Consider the following 16958-nt stretch of genomic DNA (forward strand, 5'->3'; position numbering starts at 1 on the left):
TCGGTGCCCCAGTAGCTGGCGTTGTCCCCAGCAAAGCGCCACGCGAACGTTGGCAGCGCCAGCAGCGCCCACGGCGAGAACATCGCCGCGAACCCCGTGATTGCCACCGTGAGCACCGCCGTGGCCACCTTGCGGCTGGGGTCGTCGGTCAGCGTCGCCAGCAGCCCGCGGTCGCCCCCGAGCGTCGACGCGTAGGCGTAGCCGTCCGTGGCGAAGGCCGGAATCACGTCCAGAACGGTCAGCGCCGTCGCAACCAGACCACCGACGAGCACCGCCGGCCCAAGCCGACTGCGACCCGACAGCCACAGCACGACACCGATCACGGCCACCGTCAGCCCGAGGTCCTCCTTGACCAGCAACAGGGGCATCGACCAGCCCACGACGGCCCGCCATCGTCGATCCACGTACGCGGCTCCGGCGAGCGCCAGCAACGGTGCAGCGAAAGCGACCTCGTGGAAGGTGGCTTCGACGGCCGATTGCAGGCCGAACGACACGGCGTACATGAGCCCGACCGCCACACCCCAACCCGTGCCGAGCACTCGGAGGGCCAGGTGAGTCACGACCGCCACGGACACCGCGATGAGCAGCACCTGGGCCAGCAGCACCGTCTGCGCCGACGGCAGCACCCGGTAGACCGGCGCGATCAGAGCATCGATGGGCGAGAAGTGATCGCCGAGGATGTTGTAGCCCGGCCCCTTGATGTCCACGATCGGAGCCCCGGGGCGCGCATAGCTCTTGACCGCCTGCTCGAAGATTCCGTTGTCGTACGACACGGGCACGAAGGTCGCGAATCGCACCAGCGACACCGTGGCGTAGCCGGCCGCAGCCAGCAGGCTGACCACGATCGTGAGGGGTGTCCGCACGGCTAGGTGAGGTTCTCGCCGCTGACCGGGTCGAAGACGTGCACGTGCTCGCGCGCCGCCACGATCGACAGCGTCGAACCCATGGTGATCGTGCTCTCCGACGGCATCTCAGCTGAGACAAAGCTCTGGAACAGATCGAACTCGACGAGATCCTCGACTTCGCTCAAGACTGATTCGACACCCGGGTCGATGTCGTAGCCCAGGTAGGCAAACTGGCTACGACCCCGCCACTCGACGTCGTCGACCGCCGCGGTGATCCCGAACCCGCCCTCGGGCACCGTGGCGGACTCAAAGAGGTGCTCTGGGCGGACCCCGACCACGACGACATCTCGTCCGGTCAGACGCGATCGCAGAGCCGCGTCGATCGACAGCGTTCCGACCGGCGTCTCGATGCCGGTAGGACCGGGGAATCCGGGGATCAGATTCATCGGCGGGGTGCCGAGATACCCAGCGACGAACATGTCGGCTGGCTTCTCGTACAGCTCACGTGGGGTGCCGACCTGGTGCACGAAGCCCTGGTGCAGCACCACGACCCGATCGGCCGACGACAGCGCCTCGTCGACGCTGGACGTGGTGAGGATCGTGGTGCGGCCGTGGTCGGTCTGCCACTGCAGCACGACCGACCGCACGTGCGTGCGCAGGCGTTCTGACTGAGCCGCGAAGGGCTCGTCGAGGAGGTACGCCCTCGCCTCGCGCACCAGCGCACGACCCGTGGCGACGCGCTGCTTCAGTGCGTCCTCGAGGCTGTCCGGCCGCTCATCCAGCACCCCGTCGAGAGCGAGGAAGCTCGCCACGTCCTCGATGCGCTCGTCCAGCTCGATCTTGTCGTGGCCCCGACGCAGCGTGGAGGAGAAGGCAAGGTTGTCGTACACGTCCAGGTGGGGGTGCAGTGCGTAGTCGTCGAACAGCATCGAGAGGTCACGAGCGCGAGGCGACTCGTTCGTGACGACCACGTCGTCGATCAGGACATCACCTGACGTCGGCTCCTGGAGTCCGACCAGCACCGCCAGGAGCAGCGACTTGCCAGCACCGGGCGGCCCGACGATGGCGAGCGTTCGACCGTCTGGGACGTGCAGGCTGACCTGGTCGAGCACGGTACGCGAACCGTGCCGGAACGAGATGTCACGCAGTTCGATCGACGCCATGTCAGGGCCTCCCCAGAAGAGCGACGATACGTCGCGAGAACACGATGAGAATCAGCGCCGCTGGCATCAGCCACCACACGCCCGCGGCAGCGACTGCCTGGCTGGAGACCTCGCCACGGCCGGTCAGCACCAGCAGCGTGGCGGGCAACGGCCTCGTCTCGTCGCTCGAGGCCATCCCCAGCCCGAGAGCGACGTCGCCAGCGGTCCAGTAGAAGACGACAACTGCCACGATCAACAGATCCAGACCCAGGTAGCGCAGAGCGAAGTGCCGCAGTCGCTGGCGCCGATCGGCACCGTCAGCCCGCATGGCGGTGTGCAGCGTCCAGGGCGCATTGCTGACTAGCCTGACCAGCAACCACACCGCGAGAGGAAGCGACACCGCAAGGGTGGGCACCGCCATGGCCAGACGTGACTGCGTCAGGTCCCACGCCAGCAGCTGGGCACTCGCCGGGGCGGCCAGCACCACGATGGGCATCAGCAGGGCCGCGGCGAACGCCGCATAGACGAGGCGGCGACCCGCCAGGGAGCGGTGCACGAGTGCGACGGCGGCCGGTACTGCCACTACCAGCGCAAGCACGGTGGCGACACTGGCGATCACCAACGAGGAGCCGGCAGCACCCAGGAGCGCGTCCGATCGGCGCACGTCCCCGAAAGCCGACCACGACACCTCCGAGGGCCACAGCGTCGCGCGGGTCGCACCAGCCGGCGTGGTGGCCACGCTGACCAGCCACAGCATCGGGATCAGCGTGAACACGGCGAACAGCTCGGTGCCGATGATCGCCCAGATCGAGAAGCCACGACGCGAGTCGGCCGTGACCACCCCGAAGACCCCCGTGCCCATCAACACGAATGACACCGCGACCCAGATCCACAGGTCTGGACTCGGAACGCTGAAGACGCCGTAGTTGGCGGCTCCGAATCCAAGCAGGAACGCCACCAAGGAGCCAGCGAGGCGCGATCGGATCGAGGGCACCCGCGGCGCGATCAGGGCGGTCACAGTGCGTTCCTGACCCGCACCAGGGGCACCACGATTGCCGCGAGCACCACCGCCATGAGCACCAGCACCATCGACATCGCAGCGCCAAGGCCCAGCTCGAAGTCGGTGAACTGGGTGTTCCACATCAGCACGCTCACGGGGCGGGCGGGGCTGGCGCGATCCACCAGCAGAGGTCCGTCCAGCACGCGGAAGGTGTCGAACACCCGGAATGTGGCAATGGCCGCCAGCGCCGGTCCGATGGAGGGCATGACCACTCTGGACCACCGCTGCCGTGCGGTGGCGCCGTCGGCCATGGCCGAGGCGAGCAGCGACGCGGGCACGCGCGACAGCGCGACCGCCACCACCACCACGACCAGACCGGTACCGCGCCACACCTCGGCCACGCCGACCGCGAACCACGACCGGGTCGACGCGTCGGCGCCACCAAACCACTCAGCCACGAAACCGGTCGTGGCTGCGTCGCGCCACATCACGACTCCGACGATCGAGAGCACAGCAAGCGGCAGCAGCACCAGCGCACGCGCGGGCGCCCACGCGAGCGACCACCGGTTGAGCGCGGCGCCGAAGACACATCCCAGCAGCACCTGGGTGATCACCACCAGCACGACGAGCAGCAGCGTCGTGGCCACCGCGAGCCACCAGGCCCGGTTGGTGAGCACGTTCACGTAGTTGTCGATGCCGACCAGCGGCGCGTCATCTGGTGCGGTCAGGGAGGACCGGTGCAGCGACGTCCAGATGGCGCGACCCAACGGCACGATCGTCACCAGCACGAGGACGGCGACGGCTGGGCCGACCCACTTCCAGCCCCTCACGGCAGCTCACCGCTGATGGCCGAGGCCGCCTCTCGCTGCGACTCTTCCGGGGTGGCGCTGACGCTGACCTCAGCAATCGGTCGCCACGTGCGGTCGATGGCGCGTCGGATCGCAGTCCAGCGAGGCAAGGGCGGAACCGGCTGGGCGGTCAGCAGCGACGTCTGGACGGTGGCCGCCGTGGGTGTATCCCGCTGGAGGATCTTGTCGTCGTACGTCGCGGGTCGGGCGGCACCGTGACCCGACTCGATCACGAGGGCCCGCTGCTGCTCCGGTGCGACCAGGCAGGAGATCAAGGCGGCCGAAGCCCGGGCGTCGTCGGAGTCACGCGCGACGGCCAGCGAGATGCCGGCCGCCGGCGGTGCGGCACGGTCGGCGATCACGGGGTACGCGGTGGCGCCCAGCTCAGGAGCGATGATCTGCATCGCAGCGTCCGACAGGGCCGAGCTGCGAGCCAGCAGGAATCCGCCCCCTGCGCCGGCGAACCGCGTGGTGGCGTCAGGTTGCGGACCCGGCCCCACTGAGGAGTCGCGATAGAACTCGATGACCGAAGCGGCCCCGCGGCCGGCATCGGAGTCCAGCGTCACGGCAGTCGATCCGTCCGAACCCGTGACGAGCGTTCCCTCGTGTGCCGCGACCAGTCCAGCCACCCATTCAGACATTCCGGTGCCGTCCACGTCGTCGATCTGGATCGAGACGCCCAACCGGCTGGCCCCTGCAATCAGGTCGTCCCACGTGATGGGTTTGGTGATGTCGAGTCCGGCGCGTTCTGCTGTCAGGCCGCGGAACCACAACAGCTGCGGGTCGAACCACCACGGAGCGGCGACGAGCGCCCCCTCCCGGGTCGAGGCGGCCAGCGCTCCGGGAGCCACCCCTTCGCTCCACGTCTGTTGTTGAGACGACGACACGGGCGCCAAGAACCCGGCGCCAGCCATCTCCGCGATCAGCTGGGTGTCGAGGCTCACCACGTCGACCGAGGAATTTGCGCCGGACAACCGGCGCACCAGCTCGGTGTGGCGATCGTCCTGATCTGCCGGCAGCTGGTGCAGCCGAACTGTGTAGGCGCCGCCCGACGCGTCGGCACAGGTGTCAGCCAGAGCGGCCTGGTCACCGCGACCAGGCACCACGAACCAGTCGACAACCGCTTCGTCAGTGGAATCATCGGCACCGCACGCAGCGAGACCTGCCACCGCGAGGCACGCAGCCGCGCCGTGCGCGATGGCCCTGCCGATGACGCTCACGAGCAAACCATGCCACAGCGGCAGGGCTATTTCTCGACGTCAGAGCGTCACGTCCTCCAGCATCTCGGTCACGAGTGCCGCCACGGGTGAGCGTTCCGAGCGAGTCAACGTGACATGGGCGAACAACGGGTGGCCCTTGAGCTTCTCGACCACGGCCACGACACCGTCGTGGCGACCGACCCGCAGGTTGTCGCGTTGAGCGACGTCGTGCGTCAGGACCACCTTGGAGTTGGCGCCGATGCGGGACAACACCGTGAGCAGGACATTGCGCTCCAGCGACTGCGCCTCATCGACGATCACGAACGAGTCGTGCAGCGAGCGGCCGCGGATGTGGGTGAGCGGAAGCACCTCGAGCATGCCCCGGTCGAGGATCTCCTCGATCACGGCCGGCGCAGCCACGGCACCGAGCGTGTCGAACACGGCCTGTCCCCAGGGGCCCATCTTCTCGGACTCGCTGCCCGGCAGGTAGCCGAGCTCCTGCCCGCCGACGGCGTACAGCGGTCGGAAGATGACCACCTTCTTGTGCTGGCCACGCTCCATCGTGGCTTCCAGCCCCGCGCACAGCGCCAGCGCCGATTTGCCGGTACCGGCGCGGCCGCCGAGCGACACGATGCCGATCTCTGGATCGAGCAGCAGATCAAGTGCCACCCGCTGCTCGGCAGAACGGCCGTGGATGCCGAACGCCTCCCGGTCGCCGCGGATCAGCTGGATGGTCTTGTCTGCGCTGACTCGTCCCAACCCGCTGCCCTTCTCCGACATCAGCACCAAGCCGGTGTGACACGGCAGGTCGCGAGCCTCCGCGGTGTCGAGAGTGGCCAGATCGATCTCGCCGGACTCGTACAGGGAGTCCAGGTCGAGACCGCTGATCTCCAGTTCGCGCATCCCGGTCCAACCCGACTCCTGGGCCAGCTCGGCGCGATACTCCTCGGCCACCAGGCCGACCGCTGATGCCTTGACCCGCATCGGCAGATCCTTGGACACGATCTGGACGTCGAGTCCCTCATTGGCCAGGTTGCGGGCCACCGACAAGATGCGGGTGTCATTGTCGCCGAGTCGGAAACCCGACGGCAGGGACGAGGAGTCCGTGTGGTTGAGCTCGACGCGGACCGTGCCGCCCTCCACGCCGATCGGGAGGGGAACGTCAAGCGTTCCGTGCTGCACCCTCAGATCGTCCAGGAACCGCAGCGCGCTGCGCGCGAAGTACCCGAGCTCGGGATCGTGGCGCTTGCCCTCGAGCTCGGTGATCACCACGACCGGGATGACCACCTCGTGCTCGTGGAACTTGAGGATGGCGTTGGGATCAGCCAACAAGACGCTGGTGTCCAGAACATACGTCCGACGGCCAGAACTGACGGGGCTCGTGCTCACGCGCTTCTGTGCAGCCACGGCTGCCTCCTCAGCGACCCCACGCGCTCCCTGCGCCGGTCGCATCTAATCGATGATGTGGACCCGGCGCGTGATGTCAGGGGCGAGCATCAACACTCTCGAAACGTATGCCTCCCCTCGGGCGGATCGACGGCGACACGCCCGACCCATGGGCACCGCCTACTAGTCTCGGTCCATGAGACCTCTCGCTGCCCTCGTTCTTGCCGTCACACTGGCTGGCGGTGCGCTTGCGGGTTGCTCCAGAAACGGGGACGACGTGGACGCCGCCTCCCGCACCGCGGCCCTGAGCTCGGTGCAGGACGACATCGAGACTGCCGCGCCCGCGCTGGAGAAGTTCTACCGCAGCACGAGCTACCCGGCCGATCTCGCCGAGGCCACGGCGACGCTCGAGGAGGCGGGAATCGAGCTGAGCGCCGGCAACTCGGTCGGTGGATACCTGTTCGACACCGATGCCACCGAGTTCACCGTGTGCATCGAGAACGAGTTCGGGCCGTGGGCCACGTACGACACGGCGTCGATGTCGATGCGTGAGGGCGGCGAGACCGGCGGATGCCCCGACGACCTCTCCGGCTCCTCCTAGGTCCCGAAGCGACGGTCGCGCGCAGCAAACGACCGCATGGCGCGCAACAGGTCGACCCGGCGGAACGCGGGCCACAGGGCGTCGCAGAAGTAGAACTCCGAGTGCACGCTCTGCCAGAGCAGAAATCCGGACAGCCGCTGCTCACCTGAGGTGCGGATCACCAGATCGGGATCCGGTTGGCCCTTGGTGTAGAGGTGTTCGGCGATGTGATCGACCTCGAGGGTCGACGCGACGTCCTCCAGCGACCGGCCGAGGGAAGCCTGCTCGCGCAGCAACGAACGCATCGCGTCGGTCAGCTCCTGGCGCCCGCCGTAGCCAGCACAGATGTTGACCCGCATGTCTGCACCATGTTGAACCGATCGATCCGCCGCAGCCTTGAGCCGTCCGGCGCCCTCCGACGGCAGCAGGTCCAGGCTGCCCAGCAGGTTGATGTGCCACCGGCCGTCGGCCGCAAGCCGGTCGACCATGTCCTCGACAGCGGCCATGATGCTGGCGACCTCTGCAGCATCGCGCTGCAGGTTGTCAGTCGACAGCACCCACAAGGTGACTGTCGTGACGCCCAGCTCATCGCACCACTCGAGGAACTCATCGACCTTCGCCGCCCCGGCCTGATAGCCGGACTCAAGGTCGCGGCGAGCGTCCTTGGCCCACCGCCGGTTTCCGTCGACGATCGCTCCGACGTGCTTCGGCAAGCGCGAAGGGTCGAGTGACCGCGCCAGTCTGCGCTCGTACGCGCCGTACAGGACGTCGGTCAGTGCCATGGGGCTAATGTAAACGCATGCCAGATCCTGGGACCGAAACCCTGGTCGATGAGGTCGGGGCCCGCGTCCGCGAGACCGTCGACGAGATCAAGCCGAAGCTCCGCGGGTGGTTGCATGCCGCCACGTTGCCGCTGGCGTTCTTCGCCTTTCTGGTGATGATGGTGATCGCCGACGACGTGCTCGTTCGGTTCGCCGTCGCGGTGTTCATGGTCAGCGCAATGCTGCTGTTCGGCGTGTCGGCCACGTACCACACCGGTTCTTGGTCGATCCGTATGCGCGCGTTCTGGAGACGCTTCGATCACGCCAACATCTTCCTGCTGATCGCTGGCTCCTACACGCCGTTCACCGTGCTCCTGCTGAGCACCGAGCACGCCATCATCATGCTGTCGTTGGTGTGGGGCGGTGCGCTGGCAGGGGTCGCGTTCAAGATCTTCTGGATCGGCGCCCCGCGCTGGTTGTACGTCCCGCTGTACCTGCTGCTGGGGTGGGCTGCTGTGCTGTACTTCCCCGAGTTCGTCGAGAACTCGTCGACCGCGGTGATCGTCCTGCTGGTCACCGGCGGTGTGCTGTACTCCCTCGGGGCCGCGGTGTACGGGTTCAGGTGGCCGAACCCGTCCCCGAAGTGGTTCGGCTTCCACGAGGTCTTTCACTCCTTCACGATCGCGGCGTTCATCGTGCACTACGTCGGCGTCAGTCTGCTGGCCTACCAGCAGCGATGAGGTCAGCTGGTTGCGTGACCGGCAGCCGGCACACGAAGTTCTGGCAGACGTAGGCGGCAGCCGAACCATCGACCAGGGTCCGGTCCGCGAACAGCGGCACGTCCAGACCGGGATCTCCGGCCACGACGACAGCACCGGGCGACGTGAGGGCGAGCGCAGCCCGATGCAGGGCGGACCGCTGATCGGGCGGCCCGACCACCGCCACCTGCAGCGGACCGGCCGCCATCGCCTCGGCGGCGGCCAGCGTCCAGCCCGCGAATCTTGGCACCTCGGTGGCGAGGTGAGCCGTTGCGGTCACTGCTGCCTCAGCGGCGGCGCGATACCGGTGGTCGCCGGTGACCGCAGCGAAGGCGAGCAGGGCGTGCACGACGGCGGACGTTCCGGACGGGTAGGCGTTGTCGGACTCGTCGCGCGGTCGCACGATCAGCGCCTCGGCGTCCGCAGCGGTGTCGAAGAACCGACCGTCACCGGTTGCGAATTGATCCAGTGCACGGTCCAGCAGGACGCGCGCACGGTGCAACCACACCGCGTCGCCGGTGACCCCCAGCACCGCGACGAAGGCCTCGGCCACGGCACCGTGGTCCTCCAGCACAGCGGTGTTCTGCCCGGCCGCACCAGCGCGCGAGGTCCGGGCGAAACCCGCGCCGTCGGTGCCGTGCACCCGCACCAACAGCTCGGCGGCGTCGACGGCGGCACTGACGAAGCTCGGCTCCTCCAGCAGGACGCCTGCTTCTGCGAGCGCGGTGATCGCCAAGCCGTTCCAGGACGCCACCACCTTGTCGTCACGGTCGGGTCGGGTGCGATCTGCGCGCGCGGCCAGCAGGCGTGACCGCACGTCGTTCCAACGCTCAGGGTCGCCTGGATCCTCGCGCAGCTGCAGGGTGGAGAACCCTCGTTCGAAGGTGCCGGGTCCGGTGACACCCAGCAGCTGGGTGGCCCACGCTCCGTCCGCAACCCCGAGCGTCTGCATCAGCTGATTGGGGTTCCAGACGTAGAACGTTCCCTCGTGGCCGTCACTGTCGGCGTCGAGCGCAGAGGCAAAACCGCCCTCGGGCGTCCGCAGCTCGTCGAGCATGAAGCGGGCCGTCTCCCGCGCCACCCGCTCGGCGAGTGGCGACCCGCTCTGGCGCCACCAGTGCAGGTAGACCCGCAGCAGCTGTGCGTTGTCGTACAGCATCTTCTCGAAGTGCGGAACCCGCCAGAACCGGTCGACCGAGTACCGGGCGAAGCCGCCCGCGAGCTGGTCGTACAGCCCACCGCGGGCCATCGCCTCGCACGTGCCGGCCACGTGCTCGAGCGACCCGCCAGTCCGGTCGGCCTGACGCAGCAAGAACTCCAGCACCATCGACGGCGGGAACTTGGGACTGCTTCCGAAACCGCCAGCATCGGCGTCGTAGGCCGTCGCGAGCTTCGCCGCCGCGGCATCGAGATCACTCGGTCCGAGGGCCGCTCCCCCGACGTCGATCGCCTCGCCGAGATGCGCCAGCACGTCCTGGCCCACCTTCTCGACGTCCTCTCGCTTGTTCTCCCACGCATCCGCGAGGGCCTGCAGGATCTGGGAGAACGCCGGCTGGCCCTGCCGCGGTTCGGGCGGGAAGTACGTTCCGGCGAAGAACGGCTCTCCGGTCGGCGTCAGCACGCACGTCATGGGCCACCCGCCCTGACCCGTCATGGCGGTCGTGGCGCGCATGTAGACGGCATCGACATCAGGGCGTTCCTCACGATCGACCTTGATGTTGACGAAGTGGTCGTTCATGAAGGCAGCAGTGGCTGGGTCCTCGAACGACTCGTGCGCCATGACGTGGCACCAGTGGCACGCCGCGTACCCGACGCTCAGCAGAATCGGGCGATCGAGTTCCTGGGCGAGCGACAGCGCTTCGGGACCCCACTCCCACCAGTCGACCGGATTGTCGGCGTGCTGCAGCAGGTACGGCGACGTCGAGCGCGCGAGATGGTTGGCCACGGACCCACCCTGCCACGAGCACCCGCACACCCCGGCCTTGATCGGGGCTGTCACCGTGGATGTACGTACATCAAGTCCCTTGGGGAAATTTCATGACGACACGCATGCGTACCCGGCACTGCTCGCAGCGGCGTGTCGATCGGGTCCGCAGGTGGTTCATCGCGACTCCACCGCAGCGCCCCAGCGGTCCTCGATGTCAGCCATCCTCCACACCACCACGGCCACGAGCCACGTCGCGGCGAAGACGGCGAACACCAGGTAACCGATGTCGTCCAGCTCCATGCTGCCCAGCCCGAACAGTCCGAGGATCTCGATCCCTCCGATCATGAGGGCGACCACGACGGACAAAGCCGTGACGACCAAGTTGTAGTAGACCTTGCGCGCGGGCCGCAGGAAGGCCCAGTCGTAGGCATATCCCATGAACACGCCGTCGATCGTGTCCAGCAACGACATGCCCGCGGCGAACAGGATCGGGAGCACCAGCAGCGAGTACCACGGCAGGCTGAGCGCCGCCGCTCCGGAGGCCAGCACGAGCAGCGAGACCTCGGTGGCGGTGTCGAAGCCCAAGCCGAACAGGGCGCCGACGGGGTACATGTGCCACGGCTTGCTCACGGTCCGGGTCACGCGACGCAGGATCCGGTTCATGAAACCGCGACGCGCCAGCTGCTCGTCCAGCTCGTGCTCGTCGTAGTCGCCGCGTCGCATGGAACGCGCAACGGTGACGATGCCAGCGAGGACGACCGCATTGATGATGCCGATCAGCAGCAAAAAGAATCCTGAGACCGATGTTCCGATCACGGCGGCAGTCTGCTGCAGGGTGGATGACTCGTCCTGCAGCTGGGTGCTCAGGGTGCGCACGCCCAGCGCGAGCAGCAGGCACAGGCCCAGGACGATCGAGGAGTGGCCCAGGGAGAACCAGAAGCCTACGGACAGCGGACGTCGCTCGGTCGCCTGCCGATCAGAGAGCAACGTGCGCGTCGTGTTGTCGATCGCGGCGATGTGGTCGACATCGAAGGCGTGCCGCATCCCGAGCGTGTACGCCGTGACGCCAAGGCCGAGACCCAGCGCCCCCTGAGTCGCGGACTGGGACCCGCGAGACGCAGCCAGAACGAGCAAACCCCATCCCGCGACGTGCAGGAAGACAATGAACGCTCCCATCCATCCGATCGTTCGCCGGTCGGCGGATGAGAGGCGCGCGACGACGCGCTGATTCACGACGCCGGTTCGGCCATCGGCAGACCAGCCTCGCTGGCGTTGTTGAAGTCGTCGTCGATCGCGACGGGGGTCCGTCCCGAGGCGTCGATCAGTGACGCCGCCACCGAAGCGCGGTAGCCCGACATGCAGTGCACCCAGACCTCGCCGTCCGGAACCTCGGCGAGACGCGACGGCAGCTCGTGCAGCGGGATGTTGATCGAATCAGCGATGCGACCGTCCTTGGCCTCATCGGCACGTCGGACGTCGAGGATGACGACAGAACGATGGTGGAGCACTTGCTCGAGATCACCGAACGTCGCGGTATTGAAGCTCGCCAGCTTCTCGGTCGTCCATTGGCGTGGCTCGCCGGTGGCGTGGGCCGCCGGATCGATGCCGATACGGATCAGCTCACGCTGCGCCTCGGCGACGTCGTCGGCCGACTCGCCGAGCAGTGTCACGGGCGTGCCCCACGTGATCAACCAGCCGAGGTAGGTGGCGAAGCCACCGTCGAGACCGAAGTTGAGCGTTCCGGGGGCGTGGCCGGCCGCGAACACCTTGCGGTTGCGGAGGTCGACGACCCACTCGCCGGCCTCGATGCGCTGGCGCAGCGCAGCCGCGTCGGCCAGCTCCGGCGGGCTGAGATCGGGCTCCGAGGGGCCCTCGGCGTTCGCCGGTGCCATGTGCACGTAGTACGCCGGCCAGTCACCAAGACCTTCCAGGAGCTCGCGGACGTAGGTCTCCTCGTCTTGCGTCAGGACGGGATTGGCCTTCTTCTCGTGACCCACCGTTGATTCGGTCGCATCGGACTGCGAGGCCGCGCAGAAGGAGCCAAAACCGTGCGTGGGAAACAGATCGGTCTCGTCCGGCACCATCTCAGCCAGCCGGTGCGCCGAGGCGTGCTGGTGGCGCGCCAAAGTGTCGGTGTTGTCGTCGCCGAGCAGATCGGGACGACCGGTGGCACCGAACAACAGCGAGCCACCGGAGAACAGCCCCACCGACTCCTCGGCAGCCGCGTCGCTCAAGGCGTAGGACAGGTGGGTGAAGGTGTGACCGGGAGTCGAGATGGCGCGCACCTGCATGCGCTCGCCGACGGTCACGACGTCGCCGTCGCGGATGTCCGTGCGCTCGAACGACACGTCGTCCTCGGCATTGACGTGGTACGCCGCACCAGTTTGTCCGGCCAGAGCCAGACCACCGGTGAGGTAGTCGTTGTGAATGTGCGTCTCGAAGATGTCGGTGAGCCGCACCGAGTGCTCCTCAAGGATGGACAGCACTCGGTCGATGTCTCGCTGCGGATCGACCACGAAGGCGACCTCGCCGTCGTGGACCACGTAGCTGCGATCTCCCAGCGTGGGGGTCTCGATCGCGATGATGCGCAAATCGTCGGTCGTCGTCATCTCGGGCCTCCTGGGCACAGTGGAACGTCACGATGGTGGCTGCTCAACTTCAATGTACGCACATTTCAGAAAAGGACAACCTGGGCCGTGATCCCGGCAGCGACCAGCAGCAGGATGCCGGCAAACGCCGCGGACAGGCCGTCGCTGGAGAACCGCGACGCGAAGCGTTTGCCGAGCAGCGAGGCCACGATCGTGGCAGCCGTGAACGGGACGATGACCTCCCAGTCGAACTGCGGCGACCGCGTGGCGTGGATGCTCAGCGACACGGCGGCATTGAGCGCGATCACCAGCAACGACGTGGCAGTGGCGACATGCATCGGGTACCGCAGGATGATGACCAAGGCAGGCACCACGACAAAGCCTCCGCCGACGCCGAGGAATCCGGTCAAGAATCCGACCACGAGGGCCGTGATGACGATGGAGGCCGCCACGACAGGAGAGATCTCCGGGGTCGCACCCGCGCCACTCGGGCGCTTCGTGACGATCATGGCAACGGCCGAGACCACCATGATGCCGGCGAACGACCCGAGCAGCACGTTCTCGTCGACGCTGCGGTTCAATGCGGTGCCGCCGAACGACGCGGCGATGCCGAGCACGCCGAAGACCAGCCCGACCTTCCAACGGACCAGGCCGTCGCGCAGGTAGCTGGCGGCACCGATGGCTGCGCTGATCCCGATGACGACCAGGCTCGCGGTGGTGGCGTCCTGGGCGGACTGGCCCAGGACGTACACCAGCGCCGGCACGGCGAGGATGGATCCGCCGCCCCCCAACGCGCCGAGCACCATGCCGATGACCAGCCCGCAGGCGATCGCCAGGAGAAGGGTCACGCGATGGTTCCCGGGCCGCCCTGCGGCGTCACGATCGGGAGACCGTCGGCCGCCCACGCCTTCATTCCGCCCGTCATGTTGCGAGCCGGGACGCCAGAGGCAGCCAGCCGCTGGACCGCCTGGCCCGACCGGTTGCCGGACCGGCAGACCACCACGATGTCCGATCCTGCGACTCGATCCGCATCGAGGTCCCCCAGCGGGATGTGCAGCGCACCGGGCGCGTGCCCGGCCTGCCACTCCTCGGGCTCACGGACGTCGAGCAAGACCACGGCACCGGACTCGTGCAGGTCGTGCGCCTGGGTGGGGTCGATGTCAACGACAGGCTCGGACATGGTTCCTCCTGATGTCAGTGGGATGGCTGGGCCTGGCCGGAGGCCGTCATTCTCAGGCCGGTGGACGCAGAGAAGTCGGTTCGAATGCGGAAGCGGTCGGCGCGAATCACGGTGGTGCGCCACTCCACGGGGGCACCCCGGTGGTAGCCGAGACGCTCGATCGCGAAGGCGGGGGCGCCAGGTTCGGACGCCAGCGTGGCAGCCTGAGGAGCGAGCAACGCCACCGCGTCGATCGTCTCGGCACCTCCGGACGGATGGACGTCGCACCGCTGCGCGAGCTCTGCGTACAACGCGGTATGGCGAAAGTCCGCGCCCAGAAGCGGTCGCGCGACCTCGGCCGGCAGCCAGGCCCGGTCAAGAGCCATCGGCTCGCCGTCGGCCAGACGGACGCGGTGCAGGAACACCAGTGGCGCCTCCTCGTCCAGCCCGAGCTCGGCTGCCGCCCGGGCGTCGCGACGCTCGTCCAGGGCGAGCACCACGCTGTCCTGCGTCATGCCTGCCTCCTCGACCGACGCGAACAGGCTGTAGAGCGTGCCCACAGGCTGCTCGATCTGCGTCGCGACGAGGCGCGACTCCTGACCTCGTGCTGCGGAGACCACCCCGGCCTCGCGCAGGGAGCGCAAAGCCATCCGTACCGTCTGCCGACTGACGCCGTACTGCTCGCAGAGTGCGTGCTCGCCGGGAAAGGACGTGCTGAAGCTGTCCTCATCGATCCGACGGGCCACGTCATCGCGCAGCTGGCTCCACAGCGGCGTCTTGCTCGAACGGTCGAGCGTCCGCGGTTCTGCCGTCGTACGTCGTCCCTGATTCACGAAGTCCTCCGATGCCTACCTCCACCCATAATGTTCGTACATTAGGGATCTGGCAACTCGAGCGCTAGGAGTCTTCGCCCTCCCACGGCTGATTGGCCCGCTTGGAGTGCTTGATGAAGGAGCGCATCAAGAAGAACAGTGCGACCCCGAGGCCGGCGACGATGCCGAGAGCGACCCAGCCGGGCTTGACGTTGTCGCGGGTGATGGGGATGTCGGCGGCCACGAGGGCCGCGGCCGACATCAGAGCGGCGTACGTGTTCATGTGTCCAGCCTACCGGCGGAGCTCGAGGGATTCACCGGTCGTCGGACTCCCGCTCCTCCTCCACCTTCTTGGGAACCCGCAGCAACCGCAACGCGGACACCAGGCCGATGCCACCGACGACGTTGCCGAGCATCGACCAGCCGATGGCAACTGCCATCTCGCCCAGACCGAAGTCCGCACCTGCGAGGAGGGCGCCCATCATGAACAGCGAGTCGAGAACGCAGTGGAACAGCTCGCCGCCGGCCAGCAGCGACCCGAACAGGATCGCCGGGACGATCTGCACCCCGAGATGCTCAGTCGCGTGCTGCATGCGTGTCATCAGGGTGATCACGGCTCCCGCCAGCACCGCCAGGGCGAAGCTGCGGGCGTTGACACCCAGCTCGGCGTAGTGGGTGCCCACCTCGACCACCGTGGTGTCCAGATCGGGCCGCGCTGTCACGAGGATGTACATGATGAGCAGTCCGCCGACCAGATTCATGGCAAACGTCAAACTCCACAGCCGAGCCAACGCCCGCCACGTGCCGCAGCGCGCGACGACGGCCGTGACCGGAACGAGAAAGTTCTCGGTGAACAGCTCGGCCCGGCCCAGCAGCAGGGCGACGAAACCGATAGAGAACGCGATGCCGGCCAGCACCGTGTCTCCGGTGTGCTCCTTGACGATCAAGTAGGCGAGCACACCAAATCCGACGTCGATCCCCCCGAGGATGCCGGTCGAGATCAGCGTGGACATGGGTCGTTCGAGTCGTTCGGTGCCCTCGTCGACGAGGCGGTCGAACGCCTCCTCGAGCTCCGGTTCGGGGCGTTCGGGATTCGTCTTCATGCCGTGACTCTAGGGCCGTGGCAGGCTGCCGGCATGGGAAGCGCGCGAGGCAAGGCGGGGAGAGCGGCCGAGAGCACGCCCGTGGAGGTCGGAGCGCGCACCGGACTGGTGGCCTACGGCGTGGTTCATCTGGTGATCGCCGCCATCGCGTTCCAAGTGGCCTGGTCGGGTTCTGGCGACAACGCCAGCGCCGGCGGCGCCCTGCAGTCGTTGGCCCAGAAGCCCCTCGGCGGCATGATGATGTGGGTCAGCGCGATCGGCATGGTCGCCCTCGCCATCTGGCAGCTGGCCGAGGGCGTGTGGGGCCACCGGGACGCTGACGGCGCGCAGCTGTGGTGGAAGCGCGCCCGGTCGGTCGGTCGGGCCCTCGTGTACTCGACCATTGCCTTCACCGCAGCGAAGATCGCAATGGGGTCAGGAGGCTCGGGCAGCGGTGCCAGCGAAGAGACGGTCACGGCACGCTTGATGGGCGTCCCCTCGGGACGCTGGTTGGTGGTGGCGATCGGCGTCGTGGCGATCGTCATCGCGGCGCTCCAGGTGCGGCGAGGTGTCCGAGGCACCTTCACCCACGACCTCGCATCCGGTGCGACCTCCGGCGCAGCGGGCACGGGCATCGTGAGAGTCGGCACGGTCGGCTACATCGCCAAGGGCGCGGCTCTGGCCATTGTCGGAGCACTGTTCGTGTGGGCTGGGATCACCTATGACCCGGACAAGGCCGGTGGGCTCGACGACGCGCTGAAGACCCTGCGGGAACAGCCATTCGGTCCCTACCTGTTGAGCACCGTCGCCCTGGGGCTGGCCGCGTTCGGCGTGTACTGCTTCGCCTGGTCGCGCCACATCGACCAGTAGG

18 protein-coding genes are annotated in these 16958 nt (G+C 67.7%); 3 read left to right on the top strand and 15 right to left on the bottom strand.

Translation table 11 applies throughout. From position 1 onward, the window contains the following. From WB508_RS05310 to WB508_RS05335, 6 genes are all read right to left on the bottom strand, one after another. The coding region (locus WB508_RS05310; protein WP_423843839.1) for a DUF2079 domain-containing protein at positions 1 to 863 on the bottom strand (863 nt) is incomplete at its 3' end. Positions 864 to 865: 2 nt separating this feature from the next. Further along, a complete protein-coding gene (locus tag WB508_RS05315; protein WP_423843840.1) occupies positions 866 to 2008 on the bottom strand; it encodes an ABC transporter ATP-binding protein in 1143 nt (380 codons plus the stop codon). 1 nt (position 2009) lies between these two features. Then, a complete protein-coding gene (locus tag WB508_RS05320) occupies positions 2010 to 3005 on the bottom strand; it encodes a hypothetical protein (protein ID WP_423843841.1) in 996 nt (331 codons plus the stop codon). Then, positions 3002 to 3817, bottom strand: coding sequence for a carbohydrate ABC transporter permease (locus WB508_RS05325; protein ID WP_423843842.1), 816 nt, complete (start codon positions 3815 to 3817; stop codon positions 3002 to 3004). The genes WB508_RS05320 and WB508_RS05325 overlap by 4 nt, the downstream gene beginning before the upstream one ends. Then, positions 3814 to 5055, bottom strand: a complete 1242-nt coding sequence (locus tag WB508_RS05330) for an extracellular solute-binding protein (RefSeq protein ID WP_423843843.1) — start codon at positions 5053 to 5055, stop codon at positions 3814 to 3816. Before WB508_RS05330 ends, WB508_RS05325 begins: the two co-directional genes overlap by 4 nt. A 39-nt stretch (positions 5056 to 5094) precedes the next feature. Next, the gene (locus WB508_RS05335; RefSeq protein ID WP_423843844.1) at positions 5095 to 6486 is read right to left on the bottom strand and encodes a PhoH family protein; all 1392 of its coding nucleotides are present in this window, start codon (positions 6484 to 6486) and stop codon (positions 5095 to 5097) included. A 130-nt stretch (positions 6487 to 6616) separates the two neighbouring features. On the opposite strand from WB508_RS05335, the gene WB508_RS05340 reads away from it, so the two are divergent. Then, positions 6617 to 7021 carry a hypothetical protein gene (locus WB508_RS05340; RefSeq protein WP_423843845.1) on the top strand — a complete coding sequence of 135 codons (405 nt, stop codon included), beginning with the start codon at positions 6617 to 6619 and terminating at the stop codon, positions 7019 to 7021. Here the strand turns inward: WB508_RS05340 and uppS are convergent. Next, positions 7018 to 7782: a polyprenyl diphosphate synthase gene (gene uppS, locus WB508_RS05345; RefSeq protein WP_423843846.1), complete on the bottom strand. Its 765-nt coding sequence runs from the start codon at positions 7780 to 7782 to the stop codon at positions 7018 to 7020. The two genes, WB508_RS05340 and uppS, sit on opposite strands and share 4 nt — an antisense overlap. Before the next feature lie 17 nt (positions 7783 to 7799). Between uppS and trhA the strand changes: the two genes are divergently transcribed. Then, positions 7800 to 8501 (top strand): PAQR family membrane homeostasis protein TrhA, encoded by a 702-nt coding sequence (gene trhA / locus WB508_RS05350; RefSeq protein WP_423843847.1) that lies wholly within the window; start codon positions 7800 to 7802, stop codon positions 8499 to 8501. Here the strand turns inward: trhA and WB508_RS05355 are convergent. From WB508_RS05355 to WB508_RS05390, 8 genes are all read right to left on the bottom strand, one after another. Continuing rightward, positions 8473 to 10464 carry a thioredoxin domain-containing protein gene (locus WB508_RS05355; RefSeq protein ID WP_423843848.1) on the bottom strand — a complete coding sequence of 664 codons (1992 nt, stop codon included), beginning with the start codon at positions 10462 to 10464 and terminating at the stop codon, positions 8473 to 8475. The two genes, trhA and WB508_RS05355, sit on opposite strands and share 29 nt — an antisense overlap. A gap of 156 nt (positions 10465 to 10620) precedes the next feature. Then, positions 10621 to 11622 (bottom strand): HoxN/HupN/NixA family nickel/cobalt transporter, encoded by a 1002-nt coding sequence (locus WB508_RS05360; RefSeq protein WP_423843849.1) that lies wholly within the window; start codon positions 11620 to 11622, stop codon positions 10621 to 10623. 53 nt (positions 11623 to 11675) lie between these two features. Further along, positions 11676 to 13055, bottom strand: a complete 1380-nt coding sequence (locus WB508_RS05365) for a rhodanese-like domain-containing protein (protein WP_423843850.1) — start codon at positions 13053 to 13055, stop codon at positions 11676 to 11678. Between the two features lie 65 nt (positions 13056 to 13120). Continuing rightward, the gene (locus WB508_RS05370) at positions 13121 to 13882 is read right to left on the bottom strand and encodes a sulfite exporter TauE/SafE family protein (protein ID WP_423843851.1); all 762 of its coding nucleotides are present in this window, start codon (positions 13880 to 13882) and stop codon (positions 13121 to 13123) included. Then, on the bottom strand, positions 13879 to 14214 hold the full coding sequence (locus tag WB508_RS05375; RefSeq protein ID WP_423843852.1) for a rhodanese-like domain-containing protein: 336 nt from the start codon (positions 14212 to 14214) through the stop codon (positions 13879 to 13881). Before WB508_RS05375 ends, WB508_RS05370 begins: the two co-directional genes overlap by 4 nt. Before the next feature lie 14 nt (positions 14215 to 14228). Then, a complete protein-coding gene (locus WB508_RS05380) occupies positions 14229 to 15026 on the bottom strand; it encodes a GntR family transcriptional regulator (protein WP_423843853.1) in 798 nt (265 codons plus the stop codon). Between the two features lie 64 nt (positions 15027 to 15090). After that, positions 15091 to 15288, bottom strand: a complete 198-nt coding sequence (locus tag WB508_RS05385) for a hypothetical protein (protein WP_423843854.1) — start codon at positions 15286 to 15288, stop codon at positions 15091 to 15093. A gap of 31 nt (positions 15289 to 15319) precedes the next feature. Next, complete coding sequence (locus tag WB508_RS05390) at positions 15320 to 16108, bottom strand: formate/nitrite transporter family protein (protein ID WP_423843855.1); 789 nt, start codon at positions 16106 to 16108, stop codon at positions 15320 to 15322. 33 nt (positions 16109 to 16141) lie between these two features. Here WB508_RS05390 and WB508_RS05395 point away from each other — a divergent pair, with 33 nt between their 5' ends. After that, a complete protein-coding gene (locus WB508_RS05395) occupies positions 16142 to 16957 on the top strand; it encodes a DUF1206 domain-containing protein (RefSeq protein WP_423843856.1) in 816 nt (271 codons plus the stop codon). The last annotated feature ends 1 nt before the right edge of the window (position 16958 follow it).

It is taken from the genome of Aeromicrobium sp. (assembly GCF_049586495.1).
Taxonomy (GTDB): domain Bacteria; phylum Actinomycetota; class Actinomycetes; order Propionibacteriales; family Nocardioidaceae; genus Aeromicrobium.

Coding starts and splice junctions, on each gene's coding strand:
- WB508_RS05315 (WP_423843840.1), bottom strand. CDS start 2,008: ATGGCGTCGATCGAACTGCGTGACATCTCGTTCCGGCACGGTTCGCGT.
- WB508_RS05335 (WP_423843844.1), bottom strand. CDS start 6,486: ATGCGACCGGCGCAGGGAGCGCGTGGGGTCGCTGAGGAGGCAGCCGTG.
- WB508_RS05340 (WP_423843845.1), top strand. CDS start 6,617: ATGAGACCTCTCGCTGCCCTCGTTCTTGCCGTCACACTGGCTGGCGGT.
- uppS (WP_423843846.1), bottom strand. CDS start 7,782: ATGGCACTGACCGACGTCCTGTACGGCGCGTACGAGCGCAGACTGGCG.
- trhA (WP_423843847.1), top strand. CDS start 7,800: ATGCCAGATCCTGGGACCGAAACCCTGGTCGATGAGGTCGGGGCCCGC.
- WB508_RS05360 (WP_423843849.1), bottom strand. CDS start 11,622: ATGGGAGCGTTCATTGTCTTCCTGCACGTCGCGGGATGGGGTTTGCTC.
- WB508_RS05365 (WP_423843850.1), bottom strand. CDS start 13,055: ATGACGACGACCGACGATTTGCGCATCATCGCGATCGAGACCCCCACG.
- WB508_RS05375 (WP_423843852.1), bottom strand. CDS start 14,214: ATGTCCGAGCCTGTCGTTGACATCGACCCCACCCAGGCGCACGACCTG.
- WB508_RS05385 (WP_423843854.1), bottom strand. CDS start 15,288: ATGAACACGTACGCCGCTCTGATGTCGGCCGCGGCCCTCGTGGCCGCC.
- WB508_RS05390 (WP_423843855.1), bottom strand. CDS start 16,108: ATGAAGACGAATCCCGAACGCCCCGAACCGGAGCTCGAGGAGGCGTTC.
- WB508_RS05395 (WP_423843856.1), top strand. CDS start 16,142: ATGGGAAGCGCGCGAGGCAAGGCGGGGAGAGCGGCCGAGAGCACGCCC.